The organism is Streptomyces sp. NPDC018947, from assembly GCF_044390505.1.
In the GTDB taxonomy this organism is placed as follows: domain Bacteria; phylum Actinomycetota; class Actinomycetes; order Streptomycetales; family Streptomycetaceae; genus Streptomyces.
On sequence record NZ_JBIRZD010000013.1, the window covers coordinates 39,864 to 55,756 of the forward strand.

At 70.2% G+C, this 15,893-nt stretch carries 11 protein-coding genes and 1 tRNA gene; 1 reads left to right on the forward strand and 11 read right to left on the reverse strand.

All coding sequences use genetic code 11. The annotated features are described in order from the left end of the window. Nucleotides 1–12: 12 nt before the first annotated feature. Complete coding sequence (locus ACH499_RS23825) at nucleotides 13–1,338, reverse strand: hypothetical protein (RefSeq protein ID WP_399018397.1); 1,326 nt, start codon at nucleotides 1,336–1,338, stop codon at nucleotides 13–15. 145 nt (nucleotides 1,339–1,483) lie between these two features. Beyond that, nucleotides 1,484–1,612, reverse strand: a complete 129-nt coding sequence (locus ACH499_RS23830) for a DLW-39 family protein (RefSeq protein WP_003999697.1) — start codon at nucleotides 1,610–1,612, stop codon at nucleotides 1,484–1,486. Between the two features lie 338 nt (nucleotides 1,613–1,950). Between ACH499_RS23830 and ACH499_RS23835 the strand changes: the two genes are divergently transcribed. Continuing rightward, nucleotides 1,951–2,325, forward strand: coding sequence for a DUF6344 domain-containing protein (locus tag ACH499_RS23835; RefSeq protein ID WP_399018203.1), 375 nt, complete (start codon nucleotides 1,951–1,953; stop codon nucleotides 2,323–2,325). 488 nt (nucleotides 2,326–2,813) lie between these two features. Here the strand turns inward: ACH499_RS23835 and ACH499_RS23840 are convergent. The 9 genes from ACH499_RS23840 to dnaA all read right to left on the reverse strand — a co-directional run bounded on the left by ACH499_RS23840 (nucleotide 2,814) and on the right by dnaA (nucleotide 15,721). Then, nucleotides 2,814–2,890: transfer RNA gene (locus ACH499_RS23840), tRNA-Ile, on the reverse strand. Nucleotides 2,891–2,989: 99 nt separating this feature from the next. Continuing rightward, on the reverse strand, nucleotides 2,990–3,706 hold the full coding sequence (locus tag ACH499_RS23845) for a DUF3566 domain-containing protein (RefSeq protein ID WP_399018205.1): 717 nt from the start codon (nucleotides 3,704–3,706) through the stop codon (nucleotides 2,990–2,992). An 18-nt stretch (nucleotides 3,707–3,724) separates the two neighbouring features. Then, nucleotides 3,725–6,316: a DNA gyrase subunit A gene (gene gyrA, locus ACH499_RS23850; RefSeq protein ID WP_399018207.1), complete on the reverse strand. Its 2,592-nt coding sequence runs from the start codon at nucleotides 6,314–6,316 to the stop codon at nucleotides 3,725–3,727. Nucleotides 6,317–6,358: 42 nt separating this feature from the next. Then, complete coding sequence (gene gyrB, locus ACH499_RS23855) at nucleotides 6,359–8,419, reverse strand: DNA topoisomerase (ATP-hydrolyzing) subunit B (protein WP_356199192.1); 2,061 nt, start codon at nucleotides 8,417–8,419, stop codon at nucleotides 6,359–6,361. Nucleotides 8,420–8,857: 438 nt separating this feature from the next. After that, nucleotides 8,858–9,427, reverse strand: a complete 570-nt coding sequence (locus ACH499_RS23860; RefSeq protein WP_356198930.1) for a DUF721 domain-containing protein — start codon at nucleotides 9,425–9,427, stop codon at nucleotides 8,858–8,860. Beyond that, nucleotides 9,424–10,545, reverse strand: coding sequence for a DNA replication/repair protein RecF (gene recF / locus ACH499_RS23865; protein WP_399018209.1), 1,122 nt, complete (start codon nucleotides 10,543–10,545; stop codon nucleotides 9,424–9,426). Before recF ends, ACH499_RS23860 begins: the two co-directional genes overlap by 4 nt. A gap of 36 nt (nucleotides 10,546–10,581) precedes the next feature. Further along, nucleotides 10,582–11,457 carry a phosphogluconate dehydrogenase (NAD(+)-dependent, decarboxylating) gene (gene gnd, locus ACH499_RS23870; RefSeq protein WP_399018210.1) on the reverse strand — a complete coding sequence of 292 codons (876 nt, stop codon included), beginning with the start codon at nucleotides 11,455–11,457 and terminating at the stop codon, nucleotides 10,582–10,584. Nucleotides 11,458–11,645: 188 nt separating this feature from the next. Continuing rightward, nucleotides 11,646–12,776: a DNA polymerase III subunit beta gene (gene dnaN, locus ACH499_RS23875; protein WP_356198936.1), complete on the reverse strand. Its 1,131-nt coding sequence runs from the start codon at nucleotides 12,774–12,776 to the stop codon at nucleotides 11,646–11,648. Nucleotides 12,777–13,783: 1,007 nt separating this feature from the next. Continuing rightward, entirely contained in the window at nucleotides 13,784–15,721 is a 1,938-nt protein-coding gene (dnaA, locus tag ACH499_RS23880) for a chromosomal replication initiator protein DnaA (RefSeq protein ID WP_399018211.1), read from the reverse strand. Between the last annotated feature and the right edge of the window lie 172 nt (nucleotides 15,722–15,893).

The following is a 15,893-nucleotide window of genomic DNA, read 5'->3' on the forward strand; positions in this document are numbered from 1 at the left end:
GGCAACGGCGCGTCACACGGCCCGCCGCCGTGCCACCGCCGTCCACACGCCGAGCCCCGCCAGCAGCGCGGTGCCGGTGCCGATCCCGCCCACCGCCAGCGCCGTCATGGCCGAGTCGCCGCCCCTCCCGTCCGCATCGCCCTGCGGCGCGGCCCACCGGTCCGTGGCCGACACCGCGAAGACGCCGTCGGGTACGGGCTCCCCCCGGTACTCGGGGCCGCCCTCCGCCGTTCCCTCCAGCCGCACACGCAGCGTCAGCGCGAAGGGCCCCTGCCCGAAGTCCTCGGCCACCTGCTCCGCGAGATGCACGACGAGGTAGTAGTCGCCGGCGAACCTCATCCCGGCGACCTGGTCGCCCGTGGCGTACCGGTTGGCGTACGCCACGGGAGGCACGGGAGCGAGGCTCGCCGTGGCCGGGCGGCCGGTGTAGCCCCTGGCCGCGTCGACGACCTCGCCGCGCACGGGGTTGTGCAGGGCCAGGCGCAGGGCGGCGGTCGCGTAGCCGGAACCGCCGTCGGTGCCGTCGAGTTCGGCGGTCGCGTGCACCTGCCGGCCCCAGTCGACGGGCACCTTGTAGAAGAGGGTCTGGCCGGGCCGGATGTCGTCGCGCCAGGCTCCCTGCCCGACGGGGACGGCCCGGGCGAAGCCGCTGCCGCCCGCGCGGCGTTCGGGCTCGCCCACGAGGGGCTCGGGCGATGCGGAGTCCCACGTCTCCGGGGCCCTCGTGGCGCCGGTCCGGGCCGGCGGGGGCTCGGTGGCGGCGGTGAGCTCCAGGTCCCAGGCGCCCGGCGGGGAGTCCTGCGGCCGGGACCTCTCCACGGTGACGTAGTAGGTCCCCGCCTCCTGGCACCGTGTCCCGCCGGAGGAGATCTCCCGCACGCCCCACGCCGTGACCGGGCGGGGGCTGCGGGCGGCGCCGAAGGTCGCGCTGTCCAGGGAGCAGGAGGCGCCGTCGGCGTCCCGTACGGACATCCGGATCCCGTCGGCCGCGGTGACCTCGTCGCCGGCGCGGGGGACGGCGGTGACGGAGACGTACGCGTCCGAGGCCGCGTCGAGTTCGAGGCGGTAGTGCACCGTGCCGTTCCGCGGCAGGGTGCCGCGGTACGCCGTGCCGGGTTCCAGGAGTGCCGCGCCCGCGGTGCCGCTCGCGCCGTCGATCCGCCGGGCGTCCTCGGCGAAGGTGTAGCCGCCCTGCGTACCGGCCGCCAGGGCCGCCCCGCCCGGCAGGGCGGCGGTGACGCCCAGCACCGCGCTCACCGCGGCCAGCCGCACCGGTACGGACGGACGGCCGTCCCCCGCCCCGGCACGACGCCGTCGAGCCGTACACCACCGCGCCATCAGCCGCCACCCCTCGCGCTCGCCGCCCCACGGACCGCGGCCCATCCTGCCGCGCCCGCGGCGTTCTGCGCGCCCCGTCCGGGCAACACAAAACCCCGACCGTACTGACGGCCGGGGTCTGCTCAGGACCGGTTGTCGGTCGTACTCACGAACCCGTGGGCACGGAGTCAGTCGCCTCCGTCCACAGATCCTGCTCGGCGCGATCCGCCTGGATCTGGCGGTACACGAGGAGCCCGCCGATGGCGGCCAGTGCGACCAGGAGAAGCTTCTTCACCGCGCGACCTCGTCTTTCCTTGACGTAGGGGACCTCTGGCGCCCGACTATACACACCGGTCGATACCGATCGGTGACCTGAGTCGGCCGTCAACTGCCCATCGGCGGAACGCAGTAGGTATGAACGAAACCTTTCCGATCGGAGGGTGATCACACCCCCACGGACGGTGACCTTTGCCCGTCCTCCTCCCGGATTGGCAGCTTTTCCACCCTCTTGCGGCCATCCGAGTGGTGTTGATCTGAACATCGCCGCGCCACGGGCGTCGGTCCACCACTTCGCGGCGCTCATACACATCATGAGGAAAGTACGCAAATCGCCCAACCCGAAAGTGAGGGGCCATGGCCAGGAACAAGGTCATGACGCTGTGGACCGCCATCGTCACCGCCTTCCTCGCGCTGTTCACGGCGCTCGGACTCGTCACCACGGCCGCCGCGGCCGCCGTACCGCAGAGCGAGTCCCACAGCAACACGGAGACCGCGCCCAAGTCGGCGGCACCGGCGGCGGCGACTCCCTGGTCCTGGTCCCGTACGGGATCACTGCCCCCCACGATGAAGCAGCGCATCCGGGCCGAGGCCCACGGCAAGGCCCCCACGTGCCGCCACCGTCCGCGCACGGACGCCGCGTCCGCCCCCTCGACCCTCCCGACCCCCGCCTCCCTGTGCGACACCGCCGAGTCGCCGGCCGAGCAGCACAGCGTCCCGCTCCAGCGCTGAGCGCCCCGGCGCACCGCGCCCTCCCGCCCGACCCAGACGTAACGGCGTATTGCGTACAGCACCGCACGCGAGAAACGGCCCGGCCGCTCGACAGAGCACCGGGCCGTCGCCGTGCGCCCACCCCCACACAGCACCGAGGCCCCGCACCGCCTCCACGTCCGCTCCCGGGACCACCGGCTCGCCCAAGCGGGGTGCGCACCCACCCGACACACCGGCTCGCCCACGCCAGGCCCTCGTGCGCACCGCGTGGCACCTCAGCCCACCACGCACCGACGGCCGTATCCCTCCACAGGCCCTCCCGGCGGCGAAGCCCCGTCGCAGCGCTCCGCCCAGCGCTCCCGGCCGACCCGCCCCCTCCACAGACCACGTCCAGTCCGGCGCGCCGGCCGTTCCCCTCCCCATGCCTCAGCCACTGCCCTGTACCAGAGCCCACCCGGGTCCGCACACGCAGAAGACCCCCAGTCCGTGTGGACTGGGGGTCTTCTCGCTGGTGGGGCTAACAGGATTTGAACCTGTGGCCTCATCCTTATCAGGGATGCGCTCTAACCAACTGAGCTATAGCCCCGCCGCGCTTTGCGGTGTGTGTCCCGCGCGCTGACTCCTGAAGATTAGCGCACGAGGCGGGCAGTCCCAAAATCGGTTGTCGTGGGACCGCCCGCGCAGGTCACTCGTCCTCGGCGAGCGTCAGCTCGACGCCGCCGACGAAGCCGGCGGAGAGGTTGTAGATGAACGCGCCCAGGGTCGCCAGGGCCGTCGCCAGGACGACGTCGATGACCGCGATGATCGTCGTGAACATCAGCACGTTGGGCAGCGACAGGAACGACTGCAGGTCGAAGCCGTTGGACTCGTTCGAGCCGGTGGCCTCGGAGATCGTGCCGCCGACCGTCGAGAAGACGCCCATGGCGTCCATGACCATCCACAGCACGGCGGAGGCGACGATCGTGCAGATGCCGAGCGCGATGGACAGCAGGAAGCTGACCTTCATCACCGACCACGGGTCGGCCTTGGACACCCGCAGGCGCGCCTTGCGGACGCGGGGGGTGGTGCGCGCGCCGGTGCGCGGACGCCGGGCGGCGGACGCGTTGCCGCCCTGGGTCTGGTAGGCCTGCGGCGGGTGGTACGGCCCGCCGGGCTGCTGGGGCTGCCGTTCTCCGGGCAGCGGCGAGGCCGACTGCCGGGTCTGCGGGCCTCGGGTGTCCGTCACAGTTCCCCCCTGGGATCCATGAGTCTCCGACGTACGCGAGCCACTCCCGCCGTCGTCGATCTTGCGCAGTTGAGTCGTATGCGAATCCGTCGCACGCGCGGCGGAGCCACGGCCGCCGCCGTCCGTCTCCGTACCCCTGGAGGTACCGGCCGATCCGGCGCCCGTGGCTCCGCTCACGATGACTCTCTCCTCGTGCTACTCGGCCGAGGGCGCCTCACCCTCGTCCGTGCCGGTGGTCGCGGCACCCTCGGCGGTCTCGTCGACGACGTCGCCGTCGACTTCCTCCGCCTCGCGTCCCGCCTCGGCGTTGCGCGCGATGCCCACGACGGCATCCCGCTTGCCCAGATTGATCAGTTGGACGCCCATGGTGTCACGGCCGGTCTCCCTGACTCCGTTGACTCGCGTGCGAATCACACCGCCCGAGAGTGTGATGGCGAGGATCTCGTCGTTCTCCTCGACCACCAGCGCGCCCACGAGTGTCCCGCGGTCCTCGACGATCTTGGCGGCCTTGATACCGAGGCCGCCGCGGCCCTGGACGCGGTACTCGTCGACGGAGGTGCGCTTCGCGTACCCGCCGTCAGTGGCAGTGAACACGAACGTACCGGCTCGAACAACATTCATCGAGAGCAGTTCGTCGCCCTCGCGGAAGCTCATGCCCTTGACGCCGGAGGTTGCGCGGCCCATCGGACGCAGTGTGTCGTCCGAGGCGGTGAACCTGATCGACTGAGCCTTCTTGCTGATCAGCAGCAGATCGTCGTCGGCGGAGACGAGTTCGGCACCGATCAGTTCGTCGTCGGAACCGTCCTCCTGCTCACGCAGGTTGATGGCGATGACGCCGCCCGAGCGCGGAGAGTCGTAATCCTTCAGAGACGTCTTCTTCACCAGGCCCGCCTTGGTGGCCAGGACCAGGTAGGGCGCCGCCTCGTAGTCGCGGATCGCGAGGATCTCGGCGATGGACTCGTCCGGCTGGAAGGCCAGCAGGTTCGCCACGTGCTGGCCGCGGGCGTCCCGGCCGGCGTCGGGCAGCTCGTAGGCCTTCGCGCGGTAGACACGGCCCTTGTTGGTGAAGAACAGCAGCCAGTGGTGGGTGGTGGACACGAAGAAGTGGTTGACGATGTCGTCTTCCTTGAGCTTCGTGCCGCGCACGCCCTTGCCGCCGCGCTTCTGGGCGCGGTAGTCGTCCGTCTTGGTGCGCTTGATGTAGCCGCCGCGGGTGACCGTGACGACGATGTCCTCTTCGGCGATCAGGTCCTCGATGGACATGTCGCCCTCGTACGGGATCAGCTTGGTCTTGCGGTCGTCGCCGTACTTCTCGACGAGCGCCGCGAGCTCCGCGCTGACGATCCCGCGCTGGCGCACCGGCGAGGAGAGGATCTCGTTGTATTCGGTGATCTTCGCCTGGAGCTCGTCGTGCTCCTGGACGATCTTCTGCCGCTCCAGGGCCGCCAGTCGGCGGAGCTGCATCTCGAGGATGGCGTTGGCCTGGATCTCGTCGATCTCCAGGAGGTCCATCAGACCGCCGCGGGCGATCTCGACGGTCTCGCTGCGCCGGATCAGGGCGATGACCTCGTCGATGGCGTCCAGGGCCTTGAGCAGACCGCGCAGGATGTGGGCGCGCTCCTCCGCCTTGCGCAGACGGAACTTCGTGCGCCGGACGATGACCTCGATCTGGTGGTTCACCCAGTGGCGGATGAACGCGTCCAGGGAGAGGGTGCGCGGCACGCCGTCGACCAGGGCCAGCATGTTGGCGCCGAAGTTGGTCTGCAGGTCGGTGTGCTTGTAGAGGTTGTTCAGGACGACCTTGGCGACCGCGTCCCGCTTCAGCACGATGACCAGGCGCTGGCCGGTGCGCGAGGACGTCTCGTCGCGGACGTCGGCGATGCCGCCGATCTTGCCGTCCTTCACCAGGTCGGCGATCTTCTGCGCGAGGTTGTCCGGGTTGACCTGGTAGGGCAGCTCCGTGACCACCAGGCACTGGCGGTTCTGGATCTCCTCGACCTCGACGACCGCGCGCATGGTGATCGAGCCGCGCCCGGTGCGGTAGGCCTCCTCGATGCCCTTGCGGCCCACCACCAGGGCGCCGGTCGGGAAGTCGGGGCCCTTGATCCGCTCGATGAGCGCGTCGAGCAGCTCCTCGTGCGAGGCCTCGTAGTTCTCCAGGTACCACTGGGCGCCGGCGGCGACCTCGCGCAGGTTGTGCGGCGGGATGTTGGTCGCCATGCCGACGGCGATGCCGGCCGAGCCGTTGATCAGCAGGTTCGGGAACCGGGCGGGCAGGACGGTCGGCTCCTGCGAGCGGCCGTCGTAGTTGTCCGTGAAGTCGACGGTCTCCTCGTCGATGTCGCGGACCATCTCCATCGACAGCGGCGCCATCTTGCACTCGGTGTACCGCATGGCCGCCGCCGGGTCGTTGCCCGGGGAGCCGAAGTTGCCGTTGGAGTCGACGAGCGGCATGCGCATCGACCAGGGCTGGGCGAGGCGCACCAGGGCGTCGTAGATGGAGGAGTCGCCGTGCGGGTGGTAGTTGCCCATGACGTCGCCGACGACGCGGGCGCACTTGTAGAAGCCGCGCTCGGGCCGGTAGCCGCCGTCGTACATGGCGTACAGCACGCGCCGGTGCACGGGCTTGAGGCCGTCGCGGACGTCGGGCAGCGCACGCGAGACGATGACGGACATCGCGTAGTCGAGGTACGAGCGCTGCATCTCCGTCTCGAGCCCGACGGGCTCGACGCGCATCGCCAGGGCGTCACCCTCGGGCGTCGTCACAGGAGTGTTCTCGTCGGTCATTGCTGGTGAAGGTCCTTCCTGGTGCGGTCAGCTGAGACCGACTCAGATGTCGAGGAAGCGGACGTCCTTGGCGTTGCGCTGGATGAACTGGCGCCGGGCCTCGACGTCCTCGCCCATCAGCACCGAGAACAGGTCGTCGGCCTGGGCGGCGTCGTCGAGCGTGACCTGGCCGAGCACGCGGTGCTCCTGGTCCATGGTCGTGACGCGCAGCTCCTCGGCGTTCATCTCGCCGAGACCCTTGAAGCGCTGCACGGAGTCCTCGCGGATGCGCTTGCCGGCCTGGCGGCCCATCTCGATCAGCGCGTCGCGCTCGCGGTCGGAGTACGCGTACTCGAAGTCGTCCCGGCCCCACTTGATCTTGTAGAGCGGCGGGCGGGACAGGTACACGTGGCCGGCCTCGACCAGCGGCCGCATGAAGCGGAACAGGAAGGTCAGCAGCAGGGTGTTGATGTGCTGGCCGTCGACGTCGGCGTCCGCCATCAGGATGATCTTGTGATAGCGGAGCTTCTCGATGTCGAAGTCCTCGTGCACGCCCGTGCCGAACGCGGAGATCATCGCCTGGATCTCCTGGTTCTGCAGGATCCGGTCGATGCGCGCCTTCTCGACGTTGAGGATCTTGCCGCGGATCGGGAGGATCGCCTGGTACTGCGGGTTGCGGCCGGACTTGGCCGAGCCGCCGGCGGAGTCGCCCTCGACGATGAAGATCTCGCACTTGGTCGGGTCGTTGGACTGGCAGTCCGACAGCTTGCCCGGCAGGGACGCCGTCTCCAGCAGGCCCTTGCGGCGGGTCAGGTCACGGGCCTTGCGGGCCGCCACGCGCGCGGTGGCCGCCTGGATGCCCTTGCGGATGATGTCCGCGGCCTCGTTCGGATTGCGGTCGAGCCAGTCGGTCAGGTGCTCGTAGACGACCTTCTGCACGAAGGTCTTGACCTCGGTGTTGCCCAGCTTGGTCTTGGTCTGGCCCTCGAACTGCGGCTCGCTCAGCTTCACCGAGATGATCGCGGTCAGACCCTCGCGGATGTCGTCACCCGTGAGGTTGTCGTCCTTGTCCCGCAGCAGCTTCTTGTCGCGCGCGTACTTGTTGATCAGCGAGGTGAGCGCCGCGCGGAAGCCCTCCTCGTGGGTACCGCCCTCGTGCGTGTGGATGATGTTGGCGAAGGAGTACACGCCCTCCGTGTAGCCGCCGTTCCACTGCATCGCGACCTCGAGGGACAGGTTCTTGTCCTTGTCCTCCGCCTCCAGGTCGATCACGGTGGGGTGCACCAGCTCTCCCTTGCGGGAGTTGAGGTACTTCACGAAGTCGACGATGCCGCCCTCGTAGTGGTACGAGACGCTCTTGACCTCGTGCTTCTCGTCCTCGCCCGCCTCGTCCGCGCCGGCGGTGGCCTTCGCCGACTCGCGCTCGTCGGTGAGGTTGATCTTCAGGCCCTTGTTGAGGAAGGCCATCTCCTGGAAGCGCCGGGAAAGCGTCTCGAAGGAGTAGTCCGTGGTCTCGAAGATGTCGCCGTCGGCCCAGAAGGTGACCGACGTGCCGGTCTCCTCGGTGGCCTCGTGCCGGGCGAGCGGTGCCGTGGGGACACCCAGCTTGTAGTCCTGCGTCCAGCGGTACCCGTCGGTCTTGACCTCGACGGCGACCTTCGTGGAGAGGGCGTTGACGACGGAGACACCCACGCCGTGCAGACCACCGGAGACCGCGTAACCGCCGCCGCCGAACTTGCCGCCCGCGTGCAGCACGGTCAGCACGACCTCGACGGCGGGCTTGCCCTCGGACGGGACGATGCCCACCGGGATGCCGCGGCCGTTGTCGACGACCCGGACACCGCCGTCGGCGAGGATCGTCACGTCGATGGTGTCCGCGTGACCGGCCAGCGCCTCGTCGACGGAGTTGTCCACGACCTCCTGCACCAGGTGGTGCAGGCCGCGCTCACCGGTCGAGCCGATGTACATACCGGGTCGCTTGCGGACCGCGTCCAGACCCTCGAGGACGGTGATGGCACTGGCGTCGTACGAGGCGGAAGCCTCGCCGTGCGAGGTGCTCACCGCGTCGTTCACGCCGGTGTCGGTGGACGGGTTGTTCTCGTTGGGGTTGCCGGAATCGGCCACGAAGCGCCCTTTCTGGCACAGCACGAGCCGGGCTCCTGGGGGTCCCCTCTGGGGGAGGTTGCCGGAGCGGCTGCGGCATGTTGCGTTGGTAAGCCTTGATCAGCGTTGCTCAGCTTGTCCCGGACGTCCCCACGTTCGGGGCGGGATTGGCTTCCATTCTACCGGTAGCACTGACACTGATGGGGGTTTGCCGGTGCCTGAGTTCGCATGTGCCGCCCTCAACGAGGCTCGTCCTACTCCCGATATACGGAGGGGGGCCTCAGGGGGCTCACAACGGCACTCAGCGCTTCCGCGCGTCAACCCTTGGCTACTTGGGAGTCAGGACGGGATTCGCCACCCTGTGCGGGGTCGTGACCGGGCAAGATCCACGGGCCCGCGCACCCCGTCGCCGCCGGGCCGTGTGATGTACCTCACCAACCCGCAGCGCGGCCGCGAGGGTCACCCGTAGGTGTCCCCGGGCCCCTTGCTGCCGGGCGCTCGCAGGGGTCCGTAGCGCCGTCCGGCCCCGCCCGCGCCGCCGGGACCGTGCACCTTGATCAGCCGCACCGCGCCGTGCCCGAGATCCTCGTTGAGCCGGGCCACCAGCGTCGGCGCGAGCAGCCGCAGGTTCGTCGCCCACGCCGTGGAGTCGCAGCGGACCACCAGCACCCGCTCGTCCTCGTCGTACCGCTCCGGAACGCAATGCTTGGCCACGTCCTCGCCCACGATCTGCGGCCAGCGGCCCATCACCCCGCCCACCGCGGCCGGCGTCTCCCAGCCGCGCTCGGTGATCAGCCGGTTGATCGCCGGGCCCAGCGCCATCGGGTCGCGGCCGTCGGCCCGCGCACCGGAGCGCAGACCGCCGCGCCGCGCCTGCTTCTTCTGCTGCGCGGCGTCCCCACGCGCGCGTGCCGCCTCCCGCGCCGCCCGCAGCGCCACCCGCGCGAGATCGACGCCGGACGGCTCGGGGGTCCTGCCGCTTCCGCCCTGCTCCGGGGAGCTTCCCGACACCGGCCCGTCCGCGGTCATACGCGTTCCACCGTCCCGTCCGCCACCACGTACCGCGCGCCCGCCAGGACGTGCGGCACGTCGTCGTCCACCGCGGCGGTCACCAGCACCTGCTCGCCGGGCGCCACCAGCTCGGCCAGCCGCTCCCGGCGCCGCGCGTCCAGCTCCGCGAAGACGTCGTCGAGCACCAGCACCGGTTCGTTGCCCTCCGCCCGCAGCAGGTCGAACGACGCCAGACGCAACGCCAGCGCGTAGGACCAGGACTCGCCGTGGGACGCGTACCCCTTGGCGGGCAACTGACCGAGCTTGAGCAGCAGATCGTCCCGGTGGGGACCCACCAGCGTGACGCCCCGCTCGATCTCCTGCTTGCGCGCCTCGCCCAGCGCGGTCATGAGCTGCTCGTACAGGTCCTCGCGCGTGTGCGCCTCGCCCGGCGCCGACGGCTTGTACTCCAGGGCGAGGGGACCGCCGCCGGGGGCGAGCTGCTCGTACGCCTTGTCGGCCAGCGGCTGCACCGCGGCGATCAGGTCCAGGCGCTGCGCCAGCAGCTCGGCGCCCGCGCGCGCGAGGTGCTGGTCCCACACGTCGAGCGTGGACAGGTCCATCGTGCGGCCGCCGTGCCGGCGGGCGAGCGCCGCCGACTTCAGCAGGGTGTTGCGCTGCTTGAGGACCCGGTCGTAGTCGGAGCGCACCCCCGCCATGCGCGGGGACCGGGCCGTGATCAGCTCGTCCAGGAAACGGCGCCGCTCACCGGGGTCGCCCTTGACCAGCGCCAGGTCCTCCGGGGCGAACAGCACCGAGCGCACGATGCCGAGCACGTCACGCGGTCTGACCTGCGAGGACCTGTTGATGCGGGCGCGGTTGGCCCGGCCCGGGTTCAGTTCCAGCTCGATGAGCTGCTGCCGCTCGCCCTGCCGCACCTGCGCCCGGATCACCGCGCGCTCGGCGCCCATGCGCACCAGGGGGGCGTCGGAGGAGACGCGGTGGCTGCCGAGGGTGGCGAGATAGCCGACCGCCTCGACCAGATTGGTCTTGCCCTGGCCGTTCGGGCCGACGAAGGCGGTGACGCCCGGGTCCAGGGGCACCTCGGCCCGGGCGTACGAACGGAAGTCGGCCAGCGACAGATGCGTGACGTGCATGGTCGTTCGCCGACCTCCCCAACCTTCGGGTGTTGCTTACTTCTTCTCGACCGCGTGCCCGCCGAACTGGTTGCGCAGCGCGGCGATCATCTTCATCTGCGGCGAGTCGTCCTGCCGGGACGCGAACCGGGCGAACAGCGACGCGGTGATCGCGGGCAGCGGCACCGCGTTGTCGATCGCGGCCTCCACCGTCCAGCGTCCCTCACCGGAGTCCTGTGCGTAACCCCGGAGCCCGTCCAGGTGCTCGTCCTCGTCGAGGGCGTTGACCGCCAGGTCCAGCAGCCAGGAGCGGATGACCGTGCCCTCCTGCCAGGAGCGGAAGACCTCGCGGACGTTCTCCACCGAGTCGACCTTCTCCAGCAGCTCCCAGCCCTCGGCGTAGGCCTGCATCATGGCGTACTCGATGCCGTTGTGGACCATCTTCGCGAAGTGGCCCGCGCCCACCTTGCCGGCGTGCACGGCGCCGAAGTCGCCCTCCGGCTTGAGCGCGTCGAAGACCGGCTGCACCCTGGCGACGTTCTCCGCGTCGCCGCCGTACATCAGCGCGTAGCCGTTCTCCAGGCCCCACACACCGCCGGAGACGCCGCAGTCGACGAAGCCGATGCCCTTGGCGGCCAGCTCCTCGGCGTGCTTCTCGTCGTCCGTCCAGCGGGAGTTGCCGCCGTCCACGACGACGTCGCCGGGCTCCAGCAGGGTGGACAGCTCGTCGATGGTCGACTGGGTCGCCGCACCCGCCGGGACCATCACCCAGACCACGCGCGGGCCCTTCAGCTTGCCCACAAGCTCTTCCAGGCTGTGGACATCGGCGAGGTCCGGGTTGCGGTCGTATCCGATGACGGTGTGGCCTGCGCGGCGGATGCGCTCGCGCATGTTGCCGCCCATCTTGCCGAGGCCGACGAGACCGAGCTCCATCAGTTGCGTTCCTTAGGTCTGCGAGGTGTCGTGGCGGCACGCCCGCACCCGGCGGATGCGTGCCGCGGCACTTTCGTACCCGCGTACGACCCTAAACCCGGCCCCTCGTGCACAGCTGTGGGCATACGCGCTCAGGCGTACGCCCCCACCTGGGTCTTCGTCCTCACCCTGTGGACGACCGGACGGCCTCAGCCGCTCAGCCGCACCGGCATGATCAGGTACTTGTACGCCTCGTCCGCCTCGGCGTCCAGCGCGGGCTTGCCGCTGAGCAGCGCCGGCTTCGTGGACGTCGTGAAGGAGAGCTGGGCCACCGGCGAGTCGATCGCGCTCAGGCCGTCCAGCAGGAAGGTCGGGTTGAAGGCGATCGAGATGTCGTCGCCCTCGAGCTGGGCGTCGACCCTTTCCACAGCCTGTGCGTCGTCGCTGGAGCCGGCCTCCAGGATGAGCACGCCCTGCTCGAAGCTGAGCCGCACCGGGGTGTTGCGCTCGGCGACCAGGGCCACACGCTTGACGGCCTCCACGAAGGGGGCGGTCTCGATCACGGCGACGCTGTTGAACTCCGTCGGGAAGAGCGTCTTGTACTTCGGGAGGTCGCCCTCCAGCAGCCGGGTCGTGGTGCGGCGGCCCGCGCCCTCGAAACCGATCAGGCCCTCGCCGGCACCGGAGCCGGACAGCGCCAGGATCACCTGGTCGCCGCTGGTCAGCGCCTTGGCGGTGTCCTGGAGCGTCTTGGCGGGCACCAGGGCGACCGCGGAGACCTCCGGGTTCTCCGGCTTCCACAGGAACTCGCGGACCGCGAAGCGGTAGCGGTCGGTGGAGGCCAGGGTGACCGAGTCGCCCTCGATCTCGATGCGCACACCGGTGAGCACGGGCAGCGTGTCGTCACGGCCCGCGGCGATCGCCACCTGCTGCACGGCGGCGGCGAAGACCTCGCCGGGGACGGTGCCCGTGGCCTCCGGCATCTGCGGCAGCGCCGGGTACTCCTCCACAGGCAGGGTGTGGAGGGTGAACCGCGAGGTGCCGCAGACCACCGTCGCCCGTACACCGTCTGTGGAGATCTCCACCGGCCGGTTGGGGAGGGCGCGGGAGATGTCGGCGAGCAGCCGGCCCGAGACGAGGACCGTGCCCTCCTCCTCGACCTCGGCCTCCACCGACACCCGCGCGGAGACCTCGTAGTCGAAGCTGGACAGGCTGAGCTGCCCCTCCTCGGCCTTCAGCAGCAGGCCCGCGAGGACCGGCGCCGGCGGACGGGCCGGGAGGCTGCGTGCCGCCCAGGCCACTGCCTCCGCGAGTACGTCGCGTTCCACCCGGATCTTCACTGTTGCCGCCTCCTGCTGTTGCCGGCGCTTCTCGCCCTGCTTCGCCTTCGTCGTCTGACCCGGTGTCGTCGTCCCCGATGAGGGGCAGAACACCGGGGACCAGTCTGACGCACCGCACTGACAGTAGGTGCCGTTCGGGGTCAAGTCCCGACGAGGGGCGGTCGGGCTCGAGAGACCGAGTTGTGCACAGGACCCGCTTCGAAACGAATTCCGCACTCTCTCTGGTCGGGAGTAGTAGTAGGGCCTGTGGATACCGTGGATAACCGCGTTTGCGCAGGTCAGAGCGGAAATTTTGTCCACGGGGCCTGTGGGCGCGGCCGGTGGACAACCGGGCGTCTCTGTGGAGAACGGAAAGTTCTGCACACGCCGTGCACAGGCAGGGGCGACTTCTCCCCAACGCCGTCCCCAGCTTTACCCACGTTTCCCACAGCCCAACCCGGCACCTCGGTGTGACGCCTTTCACTCGACGCGGTGAGGGGTCGCGTCGGGTTGCCGAACAGTGGACAGGGGTGTGGAGAAGCCGGTGATCGCTGGGGACAAGACGCCTCAGCCTGTGGGTTGCCCGTGGACAACGTGATGCACAGGCTGTGGACCCAGGTTCCGTCCACAGCCTGTGGAAATCTTTTGTCCACGAATCCCCAAGGGGCTGACCTGCCCTGATCATTCCTCACCATCCCAGCCTGTGGACAAGATCGGGACAACTTCGCGGTCCCCAAGCTGTGGAGGGCAGAAAGTCACCGAATCTGTGGAGGGCAGCCGTAACCCGGCCGGTATTCGAACAGCGACGGCCGGGACGGAAGCGGGCCGGGGGACCGCCGGGGAGGATCGGGGGCGCTCGGGCGGGGATCCGGGGCTGCGCGGGCGGGGATCCGGGAGCGCACAGGCAGGGATCCGGTGAGCGTCCGGGCACGGCGGAGTCACCGCACCGGCCCGAGGGCACGGAAAAGCGCCCCCGGATCCCTCCAGGGGCGCCTCCAGAGCGCGTCGCGGCCCGTGCCGGCGGCCGGTCAGCCGTTCTTGATGCGGTTGGTCAGCTCGGTCACCTGGTTGTAGATGGAGCGTCGCTCGGCCATCAGGTTGCGGATCTTGCGGTCGGCGTGCATGACCGTGGTGTGGTCGCGGCCGCCGAACAGCGCGCCGATCTTCGGCAGGGAGAGGTCCGTCAGCTCGCGGCAGAGGTACATGGCGATCTGGCGGGCCGTCACCAGCGCGCGCCCGCGCGAGGTGCCGCACAGGTCCTCGACCGTGAGGCCGAAGTAGTCCGCGGTCGCGCCCATGATGGCCGTGGACGTGATCTCCGGTGCCGAGTCCTCGCCGCCGGGGATCAGGTCCTTGAGGACGATCTCCGTCAGGCCCAGGTCGACCGGCTGCCGGTTGAGCGAGGCGAACGCGGTCACGCGGATCAGCGCGCCCTCCAGCTCGCGGATGTTGCGCGAGATGCGGGAGGCGATGAACTCCAGCACCTCCGGCGGGGCGTTGAGCTGCTCCTGCACCGCCTTCTTGCGCAGGATCGCGATGCGCGTCTCCAGCTCGGGCGGCTGGACGTCGGTGATCAGGCCCCACTCGAACCGGTTCCGCAGCCGGTCCTCCAGGGTGACCAGTTGCTTGGGCGGCCGGTCGGAGGAGAGCACGATCTGCTTGTTGGCGTTGTGGAGAGTGTTGAAGGTGTGGAAGAACTCCTCCTGCGTCGACTCCTTGTCCGCCAGGAACTGGATGTCGTCGACGAGCAGGATGTCCATCTCGCGGTAGCGCTTGCGGAAGCTGTCGCCCTTGCCGTCGCGGATGGAGTTGATGAACTCGTTGGTGAACTCCTCCGAGCTCACGTACCGCACGCGCGTGCCGGGGTAGAGGCTGCGGGCGTAGTGCCCGATCGCGTGCAGCAGATGGGTCTTGCCGAGTCCCGACTCCCCGTAGATGAACAGGGGGTTGTACGCCTTCGCGGGTGCCTCGGCGACGGCGACGGCCGCCGCGTGGGCGAAGCGGTTGGAGGCGCCGATGACGAAGGTGTCGAAGAGGTACTTCGGGTTCAGCCGTGCGGTGGGCTCGCCGGGGCCGGTCGCCGGCGCGGGCTGCGCGGCCAGCGGGCCGGGCGCGCCGGTGGCGGGGCCGGGACCCACGGGGCCGCCGCGGTGGACGTGGCCGGAGCCGGAGGGCGGCTCGGGCAGGTCCCGCCGGGCACCGCGCTGGTCGTAGTCGCCGCGGGGCTGGTCGTACTCGCCGCGCTGGGCGTCGTACGACGGGCGCTCCGGCGGCTGCGTGCGGCGGTCCTGCGGGTAGGCGTCCTGGGGGTACGGCTCCTGGGCGTAGGAGTCCTTGGGGTAGGGGTCCTGGGAGTAGCCGTCCTGCGACGGCGGGCCGTAGGAGTCCTGCTGCGCGGACGCGTACGGGTCGCGCTCGGGGAAGCCGAGCCGCTGCTGCTGCCAGCCGTAGTCGTCCTGCTGGGCCGGCCGTGGCCAGGAGCCCGGCTCGGGGCGCTGGTACTCCTGCGGGTAGGCGGGGCGGGCGGTGGGGAGCTGGTCGGAACGGCGGCGGCCGTAGCCGTCGTAGTCGTCGCGGCCCTGGGCCCCCTGGCCGCCCGGGCCCGCGCCCTGGCCGGGAGACGGAAGCTCGGGCTCCTCGTAGCGCGGCTGCGGCCGGGCGGGCGGTGCCGCCGGAGCGGGGGGTTCGCCCGCGGTGTCGTCGACGGTGATCGCGATCCGGATCGGGCGCCCGCACTCCCGGCTCAGCGTCTCGCTGACGACGGGGGCGAGGCGGCCTTCCAGAACGCCCTTCGCGAATTCGTTCGGTACGGCGAGCAGGGCGGTGTCGGCGACCAGGGCCAGGGGCTGGCAGCGGCGGATCCAGTGCTCGTCCTTGGACTCGACCCCCTGCCCGCGGCCCTCTCCGAGGAGCTGTTCCAGTACTCGCGGCCACACTGCGGCAAGATCGGCAGGTACGTCAGCCACAGGGCACGCTCTCTCACGAGTCCCTCGAAGGTGTGATTCGGGGACGGGTCGGGATGAAACTCGGGCGGGACAGGGATAAGGGAACGAATCGGAGTTCAGTCACGGTAGTCAGCGCGACCGGTAGGGTTCAAGTCGTTGTCCCCAGCCTGTGGACAAGTGTGCCTCGGTGACC